This window comes from Nocardia sp. NPDC004568, from assembly GCF_040609955.1.
Classification (GTDB): Bacteria; Actinomycetota; Actinomycetes; order Mycobacteriales; family Mycobacteriaceae; genus Nocardia.
This window is the reverse complement of sequence record NZ_JBEXLL010000075.1, coordinates 13,657-32,210: the sequence shown is the minus strand read 5'-3', so window position 1 is coordinate 32,210 and position 18,554 is coordinate 13,657. Positions and strand designations below refer to the sequence as shown.

Genomic DNA, 18,554 nt, shown 5'->3' with positions numbered 1-18,554 from the left:
CCGAGTGCAGGCGACCGGCCGGAGTCCGGTCGCCTGCTCTCGTGCTATATCTACCGCGGTGTTCGTCGGCCGGCCGTCCCGAGGGCAGTTTCGGCAGGGCTCGTCGCGCGCTGTGGACTCACTGACGAGGGGCAAGGTATGGGACATCTGTTCGGCACCGACGGCGTGCGCGGGCTCGCCAACGATACGTTGAGCCCGGAGTTGGCGTTACGGGTTGCCGGGGCGGCGGCACAGGTCCTGGGTGTGGATCTGCACACCGGCCACCGCAAGGTCGCGGTGGTCGGCCGGGATCCGCGCGCCAGCGGGGAAATGCTGGAGGCCGCGGTGACCGCGGGCCTGACCGCCGCGGGAATGGATGTGTTACCGGTCGGTGTGCTGCCTACTCCGGCCGTCGCCTACCTGACCGCGCTGTACGACGCGAGCCTGGGCGTGATGATCTCCGCCTCGCACAATCCCATGCCGGACAACGGAATCAAGATCTTCGCGGCGGGCGGGCACAAGCTCGAGGACGCCGTCGAGGAACGGATCGAGGCCCGGGTGGCCTCCGGTGGGACCGACCGTCCCACGGGCGCGGCGATCGGCCGGGTACTCGGGGCCGCTGGGGCGCGCCAGCCCGGTGCCGACCTGCCCGACCAGTTCGGTGTGGGCGGCACCCACGAGCGCTATATCGAACATCTGGTGGAGGCCACCGGCCAGGACCTGAGCGGACTGACCGTCGTCGTGGACTGCGCGCACGGCGCCGCCTCGGAGGTCGGCCCGGCGGCCTACCGGGAGGCCGGGGCGCGGGTGGTCGCGATCAACGCGGACCCGGACGGCCTCAATATCAACGCCGACTGCGGGTCGACCCATATCGAACAGGTGCAGCGCGCGGTCCGGGAGCACGGGGCCGACCTGGGACTGGCCCACGACGGCGACGCCGATCGCTGCCTGGCGGTGGATGCCGCGGGCGAGGTGGTGGACGGGGACGCGATCATGGCGATCCTGGCCATCGGTATGCGTGACGCCGGAACGCTGGCCGGGAACACCCTCGTCGCCACCGTGATGAGCAATCTGGGGCTGCATCTGGCGATGCGCGCGGCCGGAATCACCGTGCGTACCACCGGTGTCGGTGACCGGTACGTCCTCGAGGAACTCCGCGGCGGCGGTTACACCCTCGGCGGGGAGCAGTCCGGCCATGTGGTCTTCCCGCGCCACGGCACCACCGGCGACGGTATCCTCACCGGCCTGCAGCTGATGGCGCGGATATCACGCACCGGCGCGCCCCTGGCCGAGCTGGCGAGTGTGATCCAGAAGGTCCCGCAGGTACTGGTGAACGTCCCGGTCACGAACAAGGTCGCGGTCACCGCCGACCCCGGGGTGCTCGAGGCCGTCCGCGCCGCCGAGGGGCAGCTCGGCGACACCGGGCGAATCCTGCTGCGCCCCAGCGGCACCGAACAGCTGGTCCGGGTGATGGTGGAAGCCGAGGATCACGAACGGGCCGAGCAACTCGCCGAGGATCTCGCGAAACTGGTCGCGGCGGTCTGAACCGGGCCGCGGCTCAGGGATCCACCCTGAGCCGCGACGCCTGGAAATCAGGGTGCGGGTCGGTAGTGCTGCCGATGCGGGCCACCGGGGCGGGTGCGGATAGTGGACGGTGTAGCAGCCGCGATCGAAAGGACCGCCATGACCGCCCCCGCACGCCGTTTCACCCGCTCCACCGCCGACAAGTGGATCGGCGGAGTCTGCGGCGGTATCGCCGAATACTTCGGTTGGAGCTCCGGAATCGTCCGGCTGTTGTTCGTCGTCTCCTGTGTACTGCCCGGCCCCCAGTTCCTGATCTATCTGGCGTTGTGGATCTTCATGCCGAAGCGCTGATCCCGCCGGAGGGAGCCGGTGATCTCCTGTACCTCGTATCGTCCGTAGCCCCGTTCCCGCCCCGGGAGCGGGGCTGCGCTGTATCGCGGGGGATGGAAAGATGGGCGGGAACATCGTCGTGGTCGACCAGTGGAGCTCAGGAGAATCCTTGCCTACATCAGGAGAGTTCCCTGGCGTCGGTATGCCGAGTTTCGAGCCGTCCTCGGCGCCGGACGGTCTGGGCGCGGTGGAATGGAATTTCCGACCCGGACCTCGAGGGCGACTACTCGGCCGGGGAGTGCCACCGCGATCCGGATGGGGCGGGCGACCGGCGGCAGACCGATCAGGGGAAGGTAGGGGAGTGATCGGGGCGCCGGACGCGCGGAGCGGGATGGAACCGATGCTCGTGCGGTCGCGTCGAATCGGGTAGGACGAACACCGCAGGGCCGATCGGGGGTCACCCGGGAGGGGCGGGGATACGGAGGGGAGACCCATGAGTACGGGTGATCGAACGGTCGGGATGCAGAGCGACGCCCTGGTGAGTCTGGCGAACAAGATGCGTACCAGTGCCGATGTGGTGAAGGGGCAGAGCGGTAGCGTCGCCGGCGGCGTGATCGCTCCCGCCGATACCGGCGCCGAGTACAAGAAGCAGGGGGATGCCCTGCACGCCGGCCTCGAGGCGGTGCGGCAATGGCTCGCGGATTGGTCCGAGGCCACGCAGCTCACCGGTGATGCGATGGGGCAGGCCGTGATCGAGTTCTCCACCGTGGACAAGGAGAACGCCGCGAACACCCAACAGGCGGCGAGCTGAGCAATGGCCGACAACCCGAGCGCCGCCGCGACGGAGAATCGCAGCTGCACCGAACTACTCGAAATCGGCTCGAAGGCATTGCGCTACTTCGAGATATTGGAGGTCCGGTACCTCCGATGGGTGGGTGACGCGACCCCGCCCGATTTCAAGCGGTATGCGGAGCTGCACAAACTCTTCTATCACCAGAACGGTCTGAAAGAGGACGCGTTCCGGCGAGCCGCCGATATCGTGAAGACCGTACTCGATCGAGTCGCCACCGAACGGAATCAGCAGGCCACTTTCGCGCAGACCCTTCCGACGGTGTGGTCGGGAGAGGCAGCGAGCCGGGCAGCGACCATGATCGCCACACAACTCCAGCTGTCCGAGGTCGATATCAATATCGTGCGCAAGGTCCACGAGGAAATGGACCCGGCCCCGCAGGCGCTGCGGCAGGCGGTGGCGATCAAGGCCAAGGCTGCCGAAGGAATCCTGCCGGCCGGCGATCCCGAGGTGGACGGTAAGAGTCCCGAAGATATCGACAGCATCATCACCGCGGCCAGAGGCTGGGGATGGAGCCTGAGCGGCAGCGACGACAGTCTGGTGGGCAGGATCAAGCGAATCTTCCCGGAGCTCGATATCGGTGCCGAGGACAAGGTGATCATCTACTCGGGCGACGAGGCCCAGAAGAAGATCAGCGATTTCTGCCATAAATGGCTGGATGAAAAATTCCGCGTGGACTACGAGTCGAACCTCAAAGAATTCGTGGATGCCTGCAACCAGACGAATCAGCAGGTCTCGGGTATCTACGACGAACTGGTGAAGGCCTTCACGGGCCTCAATGTGACGAAATATCCGTGTCCGAAGGTTTCGACGACTTCGCCGTCGCAGCCCGGCACGCCCGCCGGCACCGACCAGCCCGGCAGCACGGGGACCCCGTCCCCCACGACTACCCCGTCGACCACGACCACCCCGTCGACCACCGACACTCCGTCGACGACGGGCACGCCCTCGACCAGCCCGACCACTACCGACAATCCGCTGTCCACCCTCGCGCAACTGGGCACCCAGCTCGCTTCGTCGGGCCTCGGTACCCAGGTGTCCGAGGGACTGAGCAGCCTGGTGAGCTCGGCGGGTCAGCAGATCGGCAGCACGCTCGAGGAACTGCGGGAACAGGCCGAGCAGGTGCTCGATCCGGACGGCGAGGACGAGTCGGAGAAAGACCTCGACGGGGACGGTGAACCGGACCAGGATGCGGACGGCGACGGAAAGCCCGACACGGACCTGGACGGCGACGGCGAGCCGGATGCCGATGTGAACGGTGACGGAAAGCCCGACGAAGACCTGGACGGTGACGGGAAACCGGATGTGGACACCGACGGCGACGGAAAGCCGGACATTGATGAGGGTGTCGATTTCAACGGTAAGAACTACAAGCTCGAAGTCGGTTCCGACGGGCAGTTGAAACTCGTGGTGGACGATGCGGCGGGCGAGCCGGTCACCTACCGGGTCGAGGTCGGGCCGGACGGTACCCCGGTGATCGTCGGCGAGAATCGGCCCGGTGCGACCGCGCCGCCCGCGACCGAGGAACAGCAGCCTGCCGGCCGACCGGCGGGTGTGCCCGGCGCACCGTCCGGAACCGAACAGGAAGATGGTGAGCATCAGCCGCAGAGCTACCCGGTGCAGCAGCCCGAGGAGGACCCCGCCGAACCCGAGGAGAACGCGCCGCCGCCGGCTCCCGCGGTCGACTCGGGTGCGCAGCTGGCGGAGGCGGGCCCGCTGTGACCACGGGCGGGAAGCGGTTGACGGTTCACGGGCACGATCGGCGAGGTGGGTATGGTCAGTGAAGTCGAACGGATCGGCGAGGAATGCCGGCGCTACGCCGACCGCATGGTGGAGCGGATGGCGGAGACGAAGCGGCGATCCGAGGCCCGCAGTCGGGAACTGACCGAGCAGGCAGCCGCCGAGATGCGGCAGTTCTGGCGGGAACTGGCGGAACGCGCCGACGACACGGCAACCCGGGAACAGAACGAGCGAACCGGTTCGAACGAGCAGGTGCAACCGGCGGGCGAGCACGCCGCCGAGCGGCCGCCCGGAAGCGACTCGATCCGGATGCGGGAAGCCGGTACCGCGCGGCCGGACGACGAGGAACTGCGTACTCGGCAGGAGGCCATCGCACGGTCGGCGGCTGCCCGGCGGAATCAGCGGGTCGTCACGCCCGTCGACGACGACGGTGACGACGAGGCCCGGTACTACCGGCGCAACAGTTGGCTGGTCTGAGAAAGTCGGAGCTGTGAGGGCTGTTCGCGCGATCTTGATGGTGCGCCGGCCCACGGTGCTGGATGGTCTGCGGCGCGAACAGCCGGGTCTCACTCGGGGGCGTACTCGACTACGTTGCCGCCGTGGGTTGTCCGGGCGCGGCATCCCCGGAATTCCACCAACTCATCCCATTCTGAAAGATTCTCGCGAGTGGTTCGGTGTACGTACCCCATGACCAAATCACGTCGTTGAGCTTCTTCAGATAGGTCATCGTATCCAGGCTGCTCTTCGCCAGTTTCGCCAGGAAAGAGGCGATGACGTGCCCCGCCGCCGCGCCTGCGGTCACCGCGAGCTCGATCGTGTATCCGATGGCCGCCCCGAGCAAGGCCGCGATGATATCGCGCACGAGATCCCGCACGATGGCAATAACTTTGGACACTTTATCCATCAACTCGCCGAGAGCAGCCGCTGCTGCTGCGGCGGTGTCGATTGCGGTGAGTAACTCTCCGGCATGATTGCGGTATGCGTCGCCCGCGCTGCCGGACCAGGTGTTGATGTCCGTCTCGATGGTGCGCTGCCATTGCGCCTTCGTGGTGGACAGCTCGTTCGAAATCGCGTGCCAGGAACTCGAATACGCCACCACAATTGTAGGGTTGCCTGTGAGTTCCTCGTAGGCCTGCCTGAGCGGTTCGATATGCTCCAACATCCATTTGGCGACCCGGGTGCCCGCGAAACCGAACGGATCCTTGACCGCCTCGACCGCGGTCGCCACGACCCCGGCTGCACCGAAAACTGCCTCACCGGTGTTGTCGTTTCGCAGATTCCCGTAGATATCCCACGCGTCACCCGCAACGGTGCCTTTGAGTACTCCCAGCCCTCCGGTCTCTTCATCGCCTTCGAGCCCGACATTGGACAGCCAGGAGACATCCTCCTGGAAGTAGGCATTGCTGTAATAGGACTCGTCGTCGATGAGCTCGTTGTCGGGTGGTGCGGCGTCGTCGAAGCTCATTCGGATTCCCCTATCTCCGCTTGCAGTCCTTGGAGCGTCGTGGCGAACGACCCGTCCGCGTCTTCGAAGGACGCGGCAGTCGCCTTCAGTTTTTCCGGTACCTGGGCGGTGCGCTCACCGGCCGCGCGAATCACCTCGACGGTCGATCGGTGGTTGTCGTCGAACAGCCCTCTTATCACCGGCCGTAGCCAATTCCCGTACCCGTCGTCTGCCGAGGTGAGGTAGTTGGCAGCTTCGAGGCATTTGTCCAGGCTGCCCATGAGCGCCTCGACGCTGTTCGTGTGATTTCGCACTTCTTCGGGATCGACCGAGACTGCGTCAGGATTGGTTGTCATCGATCACTCCAGCCACGATTTACGGCGGTAGTACTCGGTCTCTTCGTCGGGTTCGTCCGGAGTGACAACCTGGTTCCTGCCGGGTGTGCGTGGTGTCGGAGGTGGTGCGGAGCCCCACGCGGGTGGCGTCGGACGGTGCTGGGAGGAATACGGCTCGGTGGTCTGCTGGCCAGCTTCGGAGCCCCAGGAGGGTGACGCCGGACGGTGCTGCGGGGAAGACGGATCGGCGGCCGGCTGTGGCGATCGGTCGGCCTGCGGCTGGGAGTGGTGTGCCGTCGTCGCATCTGTCTCCGACTCCGGAAAGCGCCGGTCGAACCCGTCGACGAGTGCGGCACCGGCCGGATCCGCGCCGACGATATCGTGCACCAGCCTGGCAACGCTCGGCCTCAGTTTGCCCTGCGCCCGCCGCATACACGACAGGATCTCGGCGGACAGCGCGCGCGAATCCATCTCTCGCACATCCGGGGTCAGATCGATTGCTGTCGGAACCCCGCTACTGTCCACGGTGACGCTGACTCGTCCGCCGGCGCCCGTTTCGGTCGCGGTCAGAGCCGTCATCCGCTCCTGTAACTCGGCGAACCGCTGAGCTCTGCGCTCCGCATCGGCGGCCATCTGCGCGAATCCCGCTATCGCGCCGTCCAGATCCATCTCGGCGGCCATCGACACCTTCCCCTGGCGGAACATCCCAGCTCGCCCGATCCATCGACGAAAGAACCCGAGCGCCGAACGCTTCGGCATCCTATGCCGGGTTGTCGGAACCGATCAATTCCGGTACGACCGATCCCGTCGAGAGCGACTCCGGCCACCCGGTGTGCCATCATCGTCCGATGAGTTCGGGGGATACCTTCGGGTTGACGAGTACGCCTGCCTTCCTACCGGGATACCACGGGTCCGATGGAGACAGGCGGTATCCGTCACCACGCAAGCTGCGGTCGATGGGTGCCGCGTTGATCGACTTCATCCTGCTGTTCGGTCCGGCTGTTGTGCTGGGCGTGCTGGTGGTGGCGCTGGGAATACCGAGAACGTACAGCTATGTGCTGCTGCCGATACCGTTCGCCATCATCGGAGGGAACTGGATTCTGCTGCGGAAATGGGTGCATGCGAGTGTCGGGAGCCTGGTCTTCGGGCTGGTGGAGATTCGCGGTCGTGACGGGGCGTGGCCCGGCTGGGGTGATGTGATGTCAGGACGCGCGCCGGGACACGACGGCGTGCCGAATACCGTAAAAGTCCGCCGCTGCGATATCCGGAGTCGAGGTCGCGCGTCGGACCGGTAGGTGCTGCCGGACAGCTCATCGTGTCGATTCTTCGACCGGGCCATCGGAGCCGATGATCCGCGCCGCAGCGCGAACAGCCGCCCAATGCCGTATGCCTGCGATCCACGGCGCGGTAAGGTGCGGGATCACCAACACCTCAGCGTTGTTCTCGATAATGTGCTGTATGGCAATCAGTGCGGTGAGCTGGGATGATTCTATGTCGGTGAACACGGTCTAGACGACTTCGAGCCCATAGCGGTCCGCCAGCCGGTGGATTTCGCGACCGGGCGTATCCGGTCGGCACAACACGACGGTTCGCCGCAGTGCCGTCACGGTCGCGCCTGCTGTGTATAGCTGACCGCCAGGTCGTAGCGAGGGCAGCGGTGGTATGCGTGCACATCCATCACCTGGTGTGCGTGCGCGTAACCACGCATGGGCTCTTCGGATCTACAGCCGGCGGGGTGGTCGAGCGCCCGGAGTCCGGCGCCGATCCGTTCCATGAGCCCACGGTCGCGGTTGTGCCAGATCTGAAGGGTGGCGGCCATGGCCCGGTTGTACGGCACGCGAGTAGGCAGCGGGGGCGTCTCTGTCATGGGTGACCTCGTTGTTGTGGGAGACGTTGTGATGGGGCGGATTCTGCGCGGACCACTTTGTCCAGGGCGCTGCGATCGATATGAGTACAGGCGAAAGCGGTCGATATGAGTACAGGCGAAAGCGGTCGATAAACCCATGACAACGGCTGTCGCAAATCGCCGAATTCGCCGTCGGCGTTGTAGTATTTTGTCTAATTCTCCGACCTGGCCGCCGAAACGCGCTGCTTGGACTAGTGTTTCGGCAATGGGTGGGAAAGAGCCGAATATTGAACTGCGACGAATCCTCGAAGAGGTCGGGTGGTCTCCATATGAGCTGGCGCGAAGAATCAACCGACTGGTACCTGCGGACCGGCGCGTCCACGCCAAGACTCCCTTCGCGTGGCGTGACCGTGGGACGATTCCGCGTGATCCGCTGCCGGCTGTCGTGGCGGGAGTGCTGACCGAGGCCCGGGGAGAGATTGTGACGGTCGACCAGTTGTGGCCCGGCCGTGTACCCACAGTGGTGTGGCAACCCACGGTGATAGACGTGTGTGCAGACCACTGGACGCCCGCCGGCACGGTGAAGCTGCTGGGTAAGGCGGGGTGTTCCGGGGAAGGCGGCCCAATCTATTTCCCGGTGTCGGGTTCCGAACTCACCGCGATCGCACCCTTTTGGGCGTTCGGCCATCATCCGCTGCCGAATACGGTTCCAACCGGGACTTCGAGCGTGTCCTCCGAGTTCGTCGACTACCTCGAGCGCGATCTCGCCGAGCTGCGCCGACTGGATGACGGTCATGGTGGGCGATTGCTGAAGCGCGCGGTCGAGTCGCGCTTGGGACAAGTATCCGAGATACTACGAAATTGCTCCCTCGCCACAACGCTTGCCCGGCGACTTTTCTCCGTGGCCGGGCAAATGGCGCAAATGGTCGGTTGGCTGGCGTTCGATCTCGGCGACAACGGCCTTGCGCAGCGTATGTATCTGGTAGGTCTGCGAGCTGCGGCTGCTGCGGGAGACCGCGCATTGGGGGCGCTCATTCTCAGCTGTATAGCCCAGCAACAGGCTTGGCGTGATCGCTCCGGCGATGCCGTCTCGATCATGAACACCCTCATCGAAGTCAAACAGCCGATGCCACCTCGGGTGCGCGCACTACTCGCAATGCGCCGAGCTCGAGCCTTCGCTGCGGCCAACATGCCCACCGACACAGCACGCTCCCTGGATCGGGCATTCGAATCTCTCGAGACCGCAACCGACGAGCAGGACCCGCAATGGGTGTACTGGATGACCTCCGCTGTGCTGAGCAGCGAAGCGGGAAGGTGCTACTTGCTCCTCGGCGACAGAAATCGTGCTGAGATTCACCTCGCCGAGGGTCTGTCCCGTGTCGGTGACGAGGCAACACGCGACAAAGTCCTCTATGGATTGTCGCTCGCTCTGGCTCATATGCCCGGCACCAGCGGGGCGGGCAGTCTGGAAATGGTCTGCCATCAGGCAGAGCAAGTGCTTCCGCTCCTGTCGCGGGTTGGATCTGCGCGGTGCCGCGAGCTTTTCGACTCGGTGTTAACCGAACTGCGACCCCACTCCAGGGTTATCGCTGTCCGTGAGCTGATCGACAAGGCCACGTCGCTACAACGGACCGGAGTCTGCTAGTCAGGCAGTATGGAAGACCGTTCGACTGCCGCGCCCGCCGTGGTAGACCTGTGCACCGAGTCCTTCAACTCACCAGCGGCCACTGAAATGATCGAGGCCGCGAATCGAACCAATGAAGCCCTCTACGGTCATGCTGACCAGTCACCTCTTTCACCCGACGAGTTCGCACGCGAACGCCGGGGTCGGTTCATCGTCGCCTACCTTGATGGTGTTCCGGTCGGATGCGGCGGCTATCGCCGCCATCATGATGAGGCAAACGGCGTCACGGCCGAGATCAAGCGCATGTTCGTTGCGGCCCATGTCCGGCGCCGGGGCATTGCCCGCGTCCTGTTGTCTCGGCTGGAACGGGATGCGCGCGCGGATGGCTATCGCGCCGTCATTCTCGACACGGGGAGCAAACAGCATGCCGCCCATGCGCTGTACGAAGACAGTGGCTATCGGCGGACTGCCGGCTTCGGCATCTATCGCGACAAACCAGGCAACCGAGCGTATCTGAAGTCGCTGATTTCAGCTGATGACGGGAACAGCTGATAGGGGCTGCGCGGAGAGCTCGGTTCCGGTGCGTGTTACTTGCGCAGCGACCGGACCAGCTTGCCCACCGCCGCCGGGTCCGGGGTCGCCGCCGCCCGCCGGCTCTCTTCCTGCTCCAGCAGGGCGGCCGCCGGATCGATCACGTGGGTGTGCTTGATCGAGGTCTCCGGGTCGGCGAGCGGTTTGTAGGTTTTGTCGCCGAGCAGGGTGTGCAGCAGGTACCCGGTGAGCAGGGCGCGGGTGGCGCGGGACGTCTTTTCCTCGTGCTTGCCGCCACCGAGTGCGGCCAGCAGGCGGCGTCCCTCGGCGAGGCCGTTGTGGCCCGCGCCGTCGAGAGTGCGCAGGATCACCGGACCACCCCAGGCGGCGGCGAGGGGGACCGCGTCGGAGATCGTCGAATCGATATCGCTCACACCGGCCAGGATCAGGGCCGGGGCGTCGAGCTCACCGGCCAGCGAGGTGGCGGCGGGGGCGGTGGGCGCCGGGAAGAGGGGAGCCACCGCGGCCACCCGGCGCTGGGCGGCGGCGAGGACGGCCGCGCCCGCGCCCATCCCGTGGCCGGCCAGCGCGAGGCGTTCGGGGTGCACGGTGAGGGTGCCGTCGCCCAGCCGGACCCCGGTGCAGATATCGAGGGTGGTGAGCAGGTCGGTGGCGAGGTTGAGATGGGAGGGCACCGGGCCGCGCTCGGTATCGGGGGCGGCCGCCACGATGCCCCACGAGGCGAGGTGTTCGAGCAGTGTGCGGTAGTTGCCGGCACCGCTCAGCCAGCCGTGGCCGAACGCGACCGCGGGTAGATCGCGGCCGGTCTCGGGCGTGTACACCACCCCGGGCTGCCCCGCGATGGCAAGATTGCCGCGGAGCACCCGATGCGGGCCGCGGCTGGTCAGAGTGCTTAGAAGTGATTTCACAGACGCCGACACGACGAGAACGTTAGCCGATAAGTAGGCTGGGGAGCCATGTGCGGAATCGTGGGGTACGTCGGGTACCGGGACGCGTTGGGCGTCGTCGTCGCTGCCTTGCGCCGCATGGAGTACCGAGGTTACGACTCGGCGGGCGTGGCGATTCTCGACGGCGCCGGTGGCGTGGCGGTCGAGCGGCGTGCCGGGCGGCTGAGCAACCTGGAAGCGGCATTGGACACCGCGGGCCCGGACGAGTTCGCCGGTACCACCGGTATGGGGCATACGCGGTGGGCCACCCACGGCGCGCCGACCGACCGCAACGCCCATCCGCACCAGGATGTGAGCGGCAAGGTCGCGGTCGTGCACAACGGCATCATCGAGAACTTCGCCCAGCTGCGGCGGGAACTCGAGGATGCCGGTGTCGAACTGCGCAGCGAGACCGATACCGAGGTCGCCGTGCACCTGGTCGCCCGGGCCTACGCCGAGGGGCCGACCGCGGGCGATTTCGAGGCCAGCACGCTTTCGGTACTCCGGCGGCTCGAGGGTGCGTTCACGCTGGTGTTCACACACGCCGACCATCCGGGAAAGATCATCGCGGCGCGGCATTCGACGCCGCTGGTCGTCGGGGTGGGCGAGAACGAGATGTTCATCGCCTCCGATCTGACCGCGTTCATCGAGCACACCCGCGAGGCGGTCGAACTCGGTGAGGGGCAGGCCGTGGTGATCACCGCCGACGGCTACCGCGTCACCGACTTCGACGGTTCCACGGACGGGGTGAGTACCCGGCCGTTCACCATCGACTGGGATCTGGCCGCCGCCGAGAAGGGCGGCCACGACTACTTCATGCTCAAGGAGATCGACGAGCAGCCCGGCGCGGTCGCCGATACGCTCATCGGTCACTTCGACCAGACCCCGGGCCGGGACGGCCGGATCGTGCTGGACGAGCAGCGCCTCTCCGATCAGGAGTTGCGCGATGTGGAGAAGGTTTTCGTGGTGGCCTGCGGTAGCGCCTACCACTCCGGCCTGGTCGCCAAGTACGCCATCGAACACTGGACCCGGCTGCCGGTGGAGGTGGAGCTGGCCAGCGAGTTCCGTTACCGGGATCCGGTGCTGGACCGCTCGACGCTGGTGGTCGCGGTCTCCCAGTCCGGTGAGACGGCCGACACATTGGAAGCCGTCCGGCACGCGAAGAGCCAGAAGGCCCGGGTGCTGGCGGTCTGCAATACCAACGGCGCGCAGATCCCGCGTGAATCCGACGCGGTGCTCTACACCCGGGCCGGGCCGGAGATCGGGGTGGCCTCCACCAAGGCGTTCCTCGCGCAGGTGACGGCGAACCTGCTGGTCGGGCTGGCGTTGGCGCAGGCGCGCGGCACCAAGTACCCCGACGAGGTGGCCCGCGAGTTCGCCGAACTGGAGGCCATGCCGAAGTTGGTGGATCGGGTGCTGGAAACGGCGCCGCAGGTACGGGCGATCGCCCGGGAGCTGGCGCGTGAGCGCACCATCCTGTTCCTCGGTCGCCATGTCGGATACCCGGTGGCGCTCGAGGGTGCGCTCAAGCTCAAGGAGCTGGCGTACATGCACGCGGAGGGTTTCGCCGCGGGTGAGCTCAAGCACGGCCCGATCGCCCTGATCGAAGGCGGGCTGCCGGTGATCGTGGTGATGCCCTCGCCCAAGGGGCGCGGGGTGCTGCATTCCAAACTGCTGAGCAATATCCGCGAGATCCAGGCCCGCGGCGCGCGCACGATCGTGATCGCCGAGGAGGGCGACGATCTCGTGCGCCCGTTCGCCGACGACCTGATCGAGATACCGTCCGCCCCGACCCTCTACCAGCCGCTGCTGTCGACGGTCCCGTTGCAGATCTTCGCCGCCGAGGTGGCGCAGACCCGCGGCTACGACGTGGACAAACCCCGGAACCTGGCGAAATCCGTCACCGTGGAATAGCCGAGGGGGTAACGGGTTCGCCCGTTACCCCCTGACTATTCCTCGACAGTGATCGTCCCGCGCATATCCGGGTGGATCGGGCACAGGTAGCGGTACTCACCCGGCTGGGTGAAGGTGTGGCTCCAATCGCCCACCTCGAACAGCGGGCTGTTGATGCTCATCGCCTTGTCCCCGATGCCCTGGACACCGTGCGGGAGGTCGCCGTCGAAATGCCAGGACACCGTATCGCCGGCGGAGATGGTGATATCGGCCGGCGAGAAGCGGTCCTCTTCCACCTCCACCGTGACGGTGGCCTTCGAATCATGGCGCGAAGGTTCGCCGGAGGCAGCGCTTTTCGGAGCCTCGTCCGTCGAATCGCCGGCGCCGCAGCCGGACAGCAGGGCCGTGACGAGGGCGAATCCGGCAGCCGGGACGAGTACGGCGCGGTGAGGTCGGGACATGGAGGTCAAGCGTAGTCTGCTGGCATCGCTGCCCGTCCGATCACGGAGGTGTGTTCGGTGACCCAGCCGCTCGGCTACTACACCGTCGACGAGGTGCGCCTCGCCGAGGCCGAATTGTTCACCAGAGTTCTCGACGGGGTGCCCATGCGCCGCGCCGCGTACGGCCTGGCCACAGTGGTCGCGGCCGAGCTGCGGGCGCGCAGTGGCGGAGTCGCGGGGCGGACGGTGGCCCTGCTGGTGGGCTCGGGTGACAACGGCGGCGACGCGCTGTGGGCGGGTATGACATTGCGCCGGCGGGGCGTCGCGGTGACGGCGGTACTGCTGAATCCGGCGCGGGCGCACGCGGCCGGGCTGGCGGCGCTGCGCCGCGCCGGGGGACGGGTGTGTACCGATCCGGTCGCGGCGGTGCGGGAAATCGCCGGCGCGGATCTGGTGATCGATGGAATCGTCGGTATCTCCGGCCACGGTCCGCTGCGCCCGGAGGCGGCGAGACTCGTTGCGCAGGTGAATGTCCCGATCATCGCGGCCGATCTGCCCAGTGGCGTCGACCCGGATACCGGGGCGGTATCGGGTCCCGCGGTCCGGGCGGCCGTCACGGTCACCTTCGGCGCGCGTAAACCGGTGCACGCGCTGGCCGCGGACCGGTGCGGCCGGATCGAGCTGGTGCCCATCGGTTTACAGCTACCCGAACCCGGACTCGCCGCGTTGGATCCCGCGGCGGTGGGCGCGGACTGGCCGGTGCCCACGGCCGCGGACGACAAGTACACGCAGGGGGTCACCGGTGTGCAGGCCGGCAGCGCGACCTATCCGGGAGCGGCCGTGCTCTGTACGGGTGCGGCGGTGGCCGCGACATCGGGAATGGTGCGCTACGTGGGTACCGCCGCCACCGCCGTGCTCGCGCGATATCCGGAGGTGATCGCGGTATCCGATCCGGCGGACGCGGGCCGGGTGCAGTCCTGGGTGTTCGGGCCCGGCTCCGGGACCGATCGGGCCGCCCGCGACCGGCTCGCCGAGATCCTGGCCACCGACCTTCCCGTAGTGGTCGACGCCGACGGTCTGACGTTGCTGGCGCAGGAGCCCGGACTGGTCCGGGGCCGCCGGGCCCCCACCGTGCTGACCCCGCACGCCGGTGAGTTCCGCCGGCTCACCGGCGCGGAGCCGGCACCCGACCGGGTGGCCGCGGTCCGGGATTTCGCCGAATCGTGGCAGGTCACCGTGCTGTTGAAAGGCCGGGCGACGCTGGTCGCCGCCCCCGGTCGGCAGGTGCTGGTCAACGAGGCCGGCGGTTCCTGGGCCGCCACCGCCGGGGCCGGGGACGTGCTCTCCGGGGTGATCGGAGCGCTGCTCGCCGCAGGTCGCGATCCGGTTCCGGCCGCGGCCGCCGCGGCCCGCGTGCACGCACTCGCCGCGGGGCTCGCCGCCCACGACACCCCGGGTGGTACCGCCGCACCCGTCTCGGCGACGCCGCTGCTGCGTCATATCCCCGCGGCCATCGCGACCCTGCGCGCACTGACCACCTGAGACTCGCCTGCCCGGGGCGGTGGGTGGCCGCCGTCGGGTCCGCGCGCCGGGATGGCAGTATCGGCAGGTGTGAACGGTCAAGTGGAAGCAGTCGTCGATCTGGACGCCATCGCACACAACGTCGGAGTACTGCGTGCGCACGCAGGCGACGCCGCGGTGATGGTGGTCGTCAAGGCAGACGGCTACAACCACGGCGCCGTCGAGGTCGCCCGGACGGCGCTGGCCGCCGGCGCGGCCGAGCTGGGGGTCACCACGGTCGCCGAGGCGGTCACATTGCGTGTGGCCGGAATCGAAGCGCCGATCCTGTGCTGGCTCAATATCTGTGACGCGGATTACACCGCGGCGGTCGCGGCCGATATCGAGATCGGTATCTCCTCCGCGGAGCAGTTGGACGCCGTGGCCGCGGCCGCCCGCGAGCTGGGCGAACAGGCTGTGGTGAGTCTGAAGGTCGACACCGGGCTCAATCGCAACGGGATCGAGCAGGGGGTCTATCCGGTGGTTCTCGCCGCCCTGCGGAAACTCGTCGACGAGGAGGTGGTGCGCTTCCGGGCGATCTTCTCCCATCTCGCGCACGCCGACGAGCCCTATCATCCGACCATCGACCTGCAACGTGACCGGTTCCTCGACGCCATCGCCGCGGCCAAGGAATACGGTCTGGAACCCGAACTCGTGCACCTGGCCAATTCCGCGGCCACCCTGACCCGGCCCGACCTGGCCTTCGATATGGTCCGCCCCGGTATCGCCGTCTACGGGCTCACCCCCGTCCCCGATATCGGCGAATTCGATCTGCGGCCAGCGATGACCTTCCAGGCCGAAGTGGCGCTGGTCAAACACGTCCCGGAGGGCGAGGGTGTGTCCTACGGACACGAATGGATCGCCCCGGCCGACACCACCGTCGCCTTGATTCCCGCCGGCTACGCCGACGGTGTGTTCCGGCCGCTGGGCGGGCGGATGCAGGTCTGGGTCGGCGGACGCAACCGGCCCAATCGCGGCCGGGTGTGCATGGACCAGCTGGTGGTGGACCTGGGCGACAATGCCGAGGGCGTGGCGGAAGGCGATACCGCGATCCTGTTCGGTTCGGGCTCTCGCGGCGAGCCGACGGCCCAGGACTGGGCCGATCTGCTCGGTACGATCCACTACGAAGTAGTGTGCGCGCCCCGGGGCCGGGTACACCGGCGGTATCGAGGGGGTACCCGATGAAACGAGGAACGACCCTGTTGCGCGGTGGGTTGGCCACCGCCGGTGTGGTCGGCGCCATGGCCGGTGTGCACGCGCTGCGCCGGGCCGGGGCGAGGGTGCTGTGGCCGCCGGTCCGCGACGAGTACCGGGACGAGAACTTCGCCCTGATCGATCTCGACCATGCCGGCGAGGTACTCGCCGACGACGGTGTGTGCCTGGCCACCCGTGAGTGGGGTTCCGGCGACGCCGACGCCACAGTCGTTTTCGTGCACGGTTTCTGCAACAGCATGGAGTCGTTCCATTTCCAGCGTCGCCACCTGGCGCAACGCTGGGGTTCGCGGTTGCGGCTGGTGCTGTTCGATCAGCGCGGCCACGGCCGCTCGGGGACACCGGCAACCGACAGCTGTACCGTCTCCCAACTCGGCCGCGACCTGCTCACGGTGATCGACGCGCGGGCACCGCGTGGGCCGTTGATCCTGGTCGGGCATTCACTGGGCGGGATGGCGGTGCTCGCCGCGGCGGCCCATGCCGGTGGTCTGTTCGGGCAGCGGGTGCGCGGTGTCGCGCTGTTGTCCACCGCGGCGGCAGAGGTCGCCTCCTCCGGTATCGGGCAGTTGCTGCGCAATCCCGCGATCGACGGATTCCGGCTGGCCGTGCACACCGCTCCGGCGCTGGTACAGGCCGGACGGGTCACCGCCCGCCACGTGATCACACCGATCCTGCACGTGAGTTCGTTCCATGGGCCGGTGAGTCCGACGCTGTCGCGATTCACCACCATGATGATCGATCGCACACCGGTGGAAACCGTGGTGAAGTTCCTGAAGGCCATCGAACTGCACGACGAGGCGGCGGCCCTGCCGGTGCTGCGCGACACCCCGACGCTCGTCCTCGGGGGCACCCGGGACCTCGTCATCCCGTTCCGCAATTCCCGTGTGCTGGCACGGGAATTGGCCGAGTGCGAACTCGTCCGGCTCCCGGAGGCGGCGCATATGCCGCAACTGCAGTACCCGGAGGAGACCAACGCCGCGCTGGACCGGCTGCTGGCGCGGGCCGGTGTGGTCGGCGAGGACGACCGGTGGGAGGCCACCGGTGGCTGATCGCGGCGAGCGCCTGTTGCCGGAGGTCACCGATACCGAGGCACTCGGGCGGGAACTGGCCGCCGGACTGCGGGCCGGTGATCTGGTGGTGCTGGACGGGCCCCTGGGGGCCGGCAAAACAGCCCTGACCCGCGGTATCGCCGCAGGCCTCGGGGTCGGCGGGCGGGTGAGTTCGCCGACCTTCGTCATCGCGCGCCGGCATCCGGCGGGTGAGCGCGCCGACGGGCCGCCGGTGCCGCTGGTCCATGTCGACGCCTACCGGCTCGGCGGCAGCCTCGACGAACTCGACGCACTCGATCTGGACACCGAACTCGACGACGCCGTCGTGGTGGTCGAGTGGGGCAGTGGAATGGCGGAGCGGCTCACCGGTCGGCATCTGCTGGTTCGGATGTCGCGGGAGCCGGAAACCGAAGTCCGCACGGCGTCTTGGGAGTGGGTACACACCGGAGCGGCGCCGCAGGCCGCGCGAGATCGGCAACCGGGCAGCTGAGGCGCCGTGCGCCACCGCCGTGTGAAGCGGGTCACCCGGTATCGTTGACCAGACCATGCTTGCACTTGCTGTCGACACCGCGACGCCTGCCGTCACGGCGGGACTCGTCGAACTGGAGCAGGTGGCCGCCGGTGCGAACACCTCGGACGCCGCCCCATCGCGCACTCTTGCCGCCCGGGTACTCGTCGACGCCCGCGCCCACGCCGAAGCGCTCACCCCGCAGATCCTGGAATGCCTGACCGAGGCCGGGGTGTCGCGTACCGAGATCGGAGCCGTCGTCACCGGTATCGGCCCGGGGCCGTTCACCGGGCTACGAGTCGGGATGGCCACCGCCGCCGCGTTCGGTGACGCGCTGGGTGTCCCGGTACATGGTGTGTGCAGTCTGGACGCCATCGCAGCCGCTTGCGCGCCCGAACTCGGGCCCGACGACGAACTGCTCGTGGTCACCGATGCGCGCCGCCGGGAGGTCTACGCAGCGCGCTATCGCGACCGCGGCCGCACCCGGATCGCCGGACCCGAGGTGTGCAAACCCGGCGAACTGCCGGTGGCCGGCGCGACCAAGATCACCGGATCGGCTGCGCACACCGCGCTGTTCGCACTTCCCGCACTGGCCGTGCAGACGCCCTCGCCCGCCGCGCTCGTGCGGGTGGCGGCGGGCGCGCTGTGGTCGGGCGTGACCCCCGAACCGCTGGTCCCGCTGTATTTGCGCCGCCCCGACGCGGTCGAACGCAGCTACCGCACTCTCGACCGGATGGGAGCGTGA

21 protein-coding genes are annotated in these 18,554 nt (G+C 67.6%); 14 read left to right on the top strand and 7 right to left on the bottom strand.

The window, feature by feature from the left end:
- Positions 1 to 138 precede the first annotated feature (138 nt).
- From glmM to ABZV91_RS26655, 5 genes are all read left to right on the top strand, one after another.
- Positions 139 to 1,524, top strand: a complete 1,386-nt coding sequence (gene glmM / locus ABZV91_RS26675; protein ID WP_355247142.1) for a phosphoglucosamine mutase — start codon at positions 139 to 141, stop codon at positions 1,522 to 1,524.
- A gap of 138 nt (positions 1,525 to 1,662) precedes the next feature.
- Entirely contained in the window at positions 1,663 to 1,854 is a 192-nt protein-coding gene (locus ABZV91_RS26670) for a PspC domain-containing protein (protein WP_063129220.1), read from the top strand.
- Between the two features lie 472 nt (positions 1,855 to 2,326).
- Positions 2,327 to 2,644, top strand: a complete 318-nt coding sequence (locus ABZV91_RS26665; protein WP_355247139.1) for a hypothetical protein — start codon at positions 2,327 to 2,329, stop codon at positions 2,642 to 2,644.
- 3 nt (positions 2,645 to 2,647) lie between these two features.
- The gene (locus ABZV91_RS26660) at positions 2,648 to 4,405 is read left to right on the top strand and encodes a hypothetical protein (RefSeq protein ID WP_355247136.1); all 1,758 of its coding nucleotides are present in this window, start codon (positions 2,648 to 2,650) and stop codon (positions 4,403 to 4,405) included.
- A 51-nt stretch (positions 4,406 to 4,456) separates the two neighbouring features.
- Positions 4,457 to 4,900 carry a hypothetical protein gene (locus ABZV91_RS26655; protein ID WP_355247133.1) on the top strand — a complete coding sequence of 148 codons (444 nt, stop codon included), beginning with the start codon at positions 4,457 to 4,459 and terminating at the stop codon, positions 4,898 to 4,900.
- Between the two features lie 109 nt (positions 4,901 to 5,009).
- Here the strand turns inward: ABZV91_RS26655 and ABZV91_RS26650 are convergent, their stop codons facing one another.
- Genes ABZV91_RS26650 through ABZV91_RS26640 form a run of 3 tightly spaced genes read right to left on the bottom strand, consistent with a single transcriptional unit; the run spans position 5,010 to position 6,883 of the window.
- Positions 5,010 to 5,888, bottom strand: a complete 879-nt coding sequence (locus ABZV91_RS26650) for a hypothetical protein (protein ID WP_355247130.1) — start codon at positions 5,886 to 5,888, stop codon at positions 5,010 to 5,012.
- A complete protein-coding gene (locus ABZV91_RS26645; RefSeq protein WP_355247126.1) occupies positions 5,885 to 6,223 on the bottom strand; it encodes a hypothetical protein in 339 nt (112 codons plus the stop codon). The genes ABZV91_RS26650 and ABZV91_RS26645 overlap by 4 nt, the downstream gene beginning before the upstream one ends.
- Before the next feature lie 3 nt (positions 6,224 to 6,226).
- Positions 6,227 to 6,883: a YbaB/EbfC family nucleoid-associated protein gene (locus ABZV91_RS26640; RefSeq protein WP_355247123.1), complete on the bottom strand. Its 657-nt coding sequence runs from the start codon at positions 6,881 to 6,883 to the stop codon at positions 6,227 to 6,229.
- A 167-nt stretch (positions 6,884 to 7,050) separates the two neighbouring features.
- Here ABZV91_RS26640 and ABZV91_RS26635 point away from each other — a divergent pair, with 167 nt between their 5' ends.
- Positions 7,051 to 7,497, top strand: coding sequence for a hypothetical protein (locus tag ABZV91_RS26635; RefSeq protein ID WP_355247120.1), 447 nt, complete (start codon positions 7,051 to 7,053; stop codon positions 7,495 to 7,497).
- A 15-nt stretch (positions 7,498 to 7,512) separates the two neighbouring features.
- Here ABZV91_RS26635 and ABZV91_RS26630 read toward each other — a convergent pair whose 3' ends face one another.
- A complete protein-coding gene (locus ABZV91_RS26630) occupies positions 7,513 to 7,707 on the bottom strand; it encodes a hypothetical protein (protein WP_355247117.1) in 195 nt (64 codons plus the stop codon).
- A gap of 98 nt (positions 7,708 to 7,805) precedes the next feature.
- Positions 7,806 to 8,069: a hypothetical protein gene (locus ABZV91_RS26625; RefSeq protein ID WP_355247115.1), complete on the bottom strand. Its 264-nt coding sequence runs from the start codon at positions 8,067 to 8,069 to the stop codon at positions 7,806 to 7,808.
- Positions 8,070 to 8,313: 244 nt separating this feature from the next.
- On the opposite strand from ABZV91_RS26625, the gene ABZV91_RS26620 reads away from it, so the two are divergent.
- Together ABZV91_RS26620 and ABZV91_RS26615 are read left to right on the top strand one after the other, a co-directional pair.
- Positions 8,314 to 9,693, top strand: a complete 1,380-nt coding sequence (locus ABZV91_RS26620) for a hypothetical protein (RefSeq protein ID WP_355247112.1) — start codon at positions 8,314 to 8,316, stop codon at positions 9,691 to 9,693.
- Positions 9,694 to 9,702: 9 nt separating this feature from the next.
- The gene (locus tag ABZV91_RS26615; protein ID WP_355247109.1) at positions 9,703 to 10,224 is read left to right on the top strand and encodes a GNAT family N-acetyltransferase; all 522 of its coding nucleotides are present in this window, start codon (positions 9,703 to 9,705) and stop codon (positions 10,222 to 10,224) included.
- Between the two features lie 35 nt (positions 10,225 to 10,259).
- Here ABZV91_RS26615 and ABZV91_RS26610 read toward each other — a convergent pair whose 3' ends face one another.
- Positions 10,260 to 11,144, bottom strand: a complete 885-nt coding sequence (locus tag ABZV91_RS26610) for a hypothetical protein (RefSeq protein WP_355247107.1) — start codon at positions 11,142 to 11,144, stop codon at positions 10,260 to 10,262.
- A 36-nt stretch (positions 11,145 to 11,180) separates the two neighbouring features.
- Here ABZV91_RS26610 and glmS point away from each other — a divergent pair, with 36 nt between their 5' ends.
- Entirely contained in the window at positions 11,181 to 13,064 is a 1,884-nt protein-coding gene (gene glmS / locus ABZV91_RS26605) for a glutamine--fructose-6-phosphate transaminase (isomerizing) (protein ID WP_355247104.1), read from the top strand.
- A 35-nt stretch (positions 13,065 to 13,099) separates the two neighbouring features.
- Here the strand turns inward: glmS and ABZV91_RS26600 are convergent, their stop codons facing one another.
- A complete protein-coding gene (locus ABZV91_RS26600) occupies positions 13,100 to 13,504 on the bottom strand; it encodes a cupredoxin domain-containing protein (protein WP_355247102.1) in 405 nt (134 codons plus the stop codon).
- 57 nt (positions 13,505 to 13,561) lie between these two features.
- Between ABZV91_RS26600 and ABZV91_RS26595 the strand changes: the two genes are divergently transcribed.
- The 5 genes from ABZV91_RS26595 to tsaB are packed head-to-tail and all read left to right on the top strand — an operon-like array spanning position 13,562 to position 18,554.
- Positions 13,562 to 15,025 carry an NAD(P)H-hydrate dehydratase gene (locus ABZV91_RS26595; protein ID WP_355247099.1) on the top strand — a complete coding sequence of 488 codons (1,464 nt, stop codon included), beginning with the start codon at positions 13,562 to 13,564 and terminating at the stop codon, positions 15,023 to 15,025.
- Between the two features lie 51 nt (positions 15,026 to 15,076).
- Complete coding sequence (alr, locus tag ABZV91_RS26590; RefSeq protein WP_355247096.1) at positions 15,077 to 16,225, top strand: alanine racemase; 1,149 nt, start codon at positions 15,077 to 15,079, stop codon at positions 16,223 to 16,225.
- Positions 16,222 to 17,301: an alpha/beta hydrolase gene (locus ABZV91_RS26585; protein ID WP_355247093.1), complete on the top strand. Its 1,080-nt coding sequence runs from the start codon at positions 16,222 to 16,224 to the stop codon at positions 17,299 to 17,301. Before alr ends, ABZV91_RS26585 begins: the two co-directional genes overlap by 4 nt.
- Complete coding sequence (gene tsaE, locus ABZV91_RS26580) at positions 17,294 to 17,791, top strand: tRNA (adenosine(37)-N6)-threonylcarbamoyltransferase complex ATPase subunit type 1 TsaE (protein ID WP_355247091.1); 498 nt, start codon at positions 17,294 to 17,296, stop codon at positions 17,789 to 17,791. The genes ABZV91_RS26585 and tsaE overlap by 8 nt, the downstream gene beginning before the upstream one ends.
- A 55-nt stretch (positions 17,792 to 17,846) precedes the next feature.
- On the top strand, positions 17,847 to 18,554 hold the full coding sequence (tsaB, locus tag ABZV91_RS26575) for a tRNA (adenosine(37)-N6)-threonylcarbamoyltransferase complex dimerization subunit type 1 TsaB (protein ID WP_355247088.1): 708 nt from the start codon (positions 17,847 to 17,849) through the stop codon (positions 18,552 to 18,554).

Excerpts from the sequence above, each read along its gene's own strand:
- glmM (WP_355247142.1), top strand. The coding sequence starts at position 139 with ATGGGACATCTGTTCGGCACCGACGGCGTGCGCGGGCTCGCCAACGAT.
- ABZV91_RS26670 (WP_063129220.1), top strand. The coding sequence starts at position 1,663 with ATGACCGCCCCCGCACGCCGTTTCACCCGCTCCACCGCCGACAAGTGG.
- ABZV91_RS26665 (WP_355247139.1), top strand. The coding sequence starts at position 2,327 with ATGAGTACGGGTGATCGAACGGTCGGGATGCAGAGCGACGCCCTGGTG.
- ABZV91_RS26660 (WP_355247136.1), top strand. The coding sequence starts at position 2,648 with ATGGCCGACAACCCGAGCGCCGCCGCGACGGAGAATCGCAGCTGCACC.
- ABZV91_RS26655 (WP_355247133.1), top strand. The coding sequence starts at position 4,457 with ATGGTCAGTGAAGTCGAACGGATCGGCGAGGAATGCCGGCGCTACGCC.
- ABZV91_RS26650 (WP_355247130.1), bottom strand. The coding sequence starts at position 5,888 with ATGAGCTTCGACGACGCCGCACCACCCGACAACGAGCTCATCGACGAC.
- ABZV91_RS26645 (WP_355247126.1), bottom strand. The coding sequence starts at position 6,223 with ATGACAACCAATCCTGACGCAGTCTCGGTCGATCCCGAAGAAGTGCGA.
- ABZV91_RS26640 (WP_355247123.1), bottom strand. The coding sequence starts at position 6,883 with ATGGCCGCCGAGATGGATCTGGACGGCGCGATAGCGGGATTCGCGCAG.
- ABZV91_RS26635 (WP_355247120.1), top strand. The coding sequence starts at position 7,051 with ATGAGTTCGGGGGATACCTTCGGGTTGACGAGTACGCCTGCCTTCCTA.
- ABZV91_RS26625 (WP_355247115.1), bottom strand. The coding sequence starts at position 8,069 with ATGACAGAGACGCCCCCGCTGCCTACTCGCGTGCCGTACAACCGGGCC.
- ABZV91_RS26620 (WP_355247112.1), top strand. The coding sequence starts at position 8,314 with ATGGGTGGGAAAGAGCCGAATATTGAACTGCGACGAATCCTCGAAGAG.
- ABZV91_RS26615 (WP_355247109.1), top strand. The coding sequence starts at position 9,703 with ATGGAAGACCGTTCGACTGCCGCGCCCGCCGTGGTAGACCTGTGCACC.
- glmS (WP_355247104.1), top strand. The coding sequence starts at position 11,181 with ATGTGCGGAATCGTGGGGTACGTCGGGTACCGGGACGCGTTGGGCGTC.
- ABZV91_RS26600 (WP_355247102.1), bottom strand. The coding sequence starts at position 13,504 with ATGTCCCGACCTCACCGCGCCGTACTCGTCCCGGCTGCCGGATTCGCC.
- alr (WP_355247096.1), top strand. The coding sequence starts at position 15,077 with ATGGCAGTATCGGCAGGTGTGAACGGTCAAGTGGAAGCAGTCGTCGAT.
- ABZV91_RS26585 (WP_355247093.1), top strand. The coding sequence starts at position 16,222 with ATGAAACGAGGAACGACCCTGTTGCGCGGTGGGTTGGCCACCGCCGGT.
- tsaB (WP_355247088.1), top strand. The coding sequence starts at position 17,847 with ATGCTTGCACTTGCTGTCGACACCGCGACGCCTGCCGTCACGGCGGGA.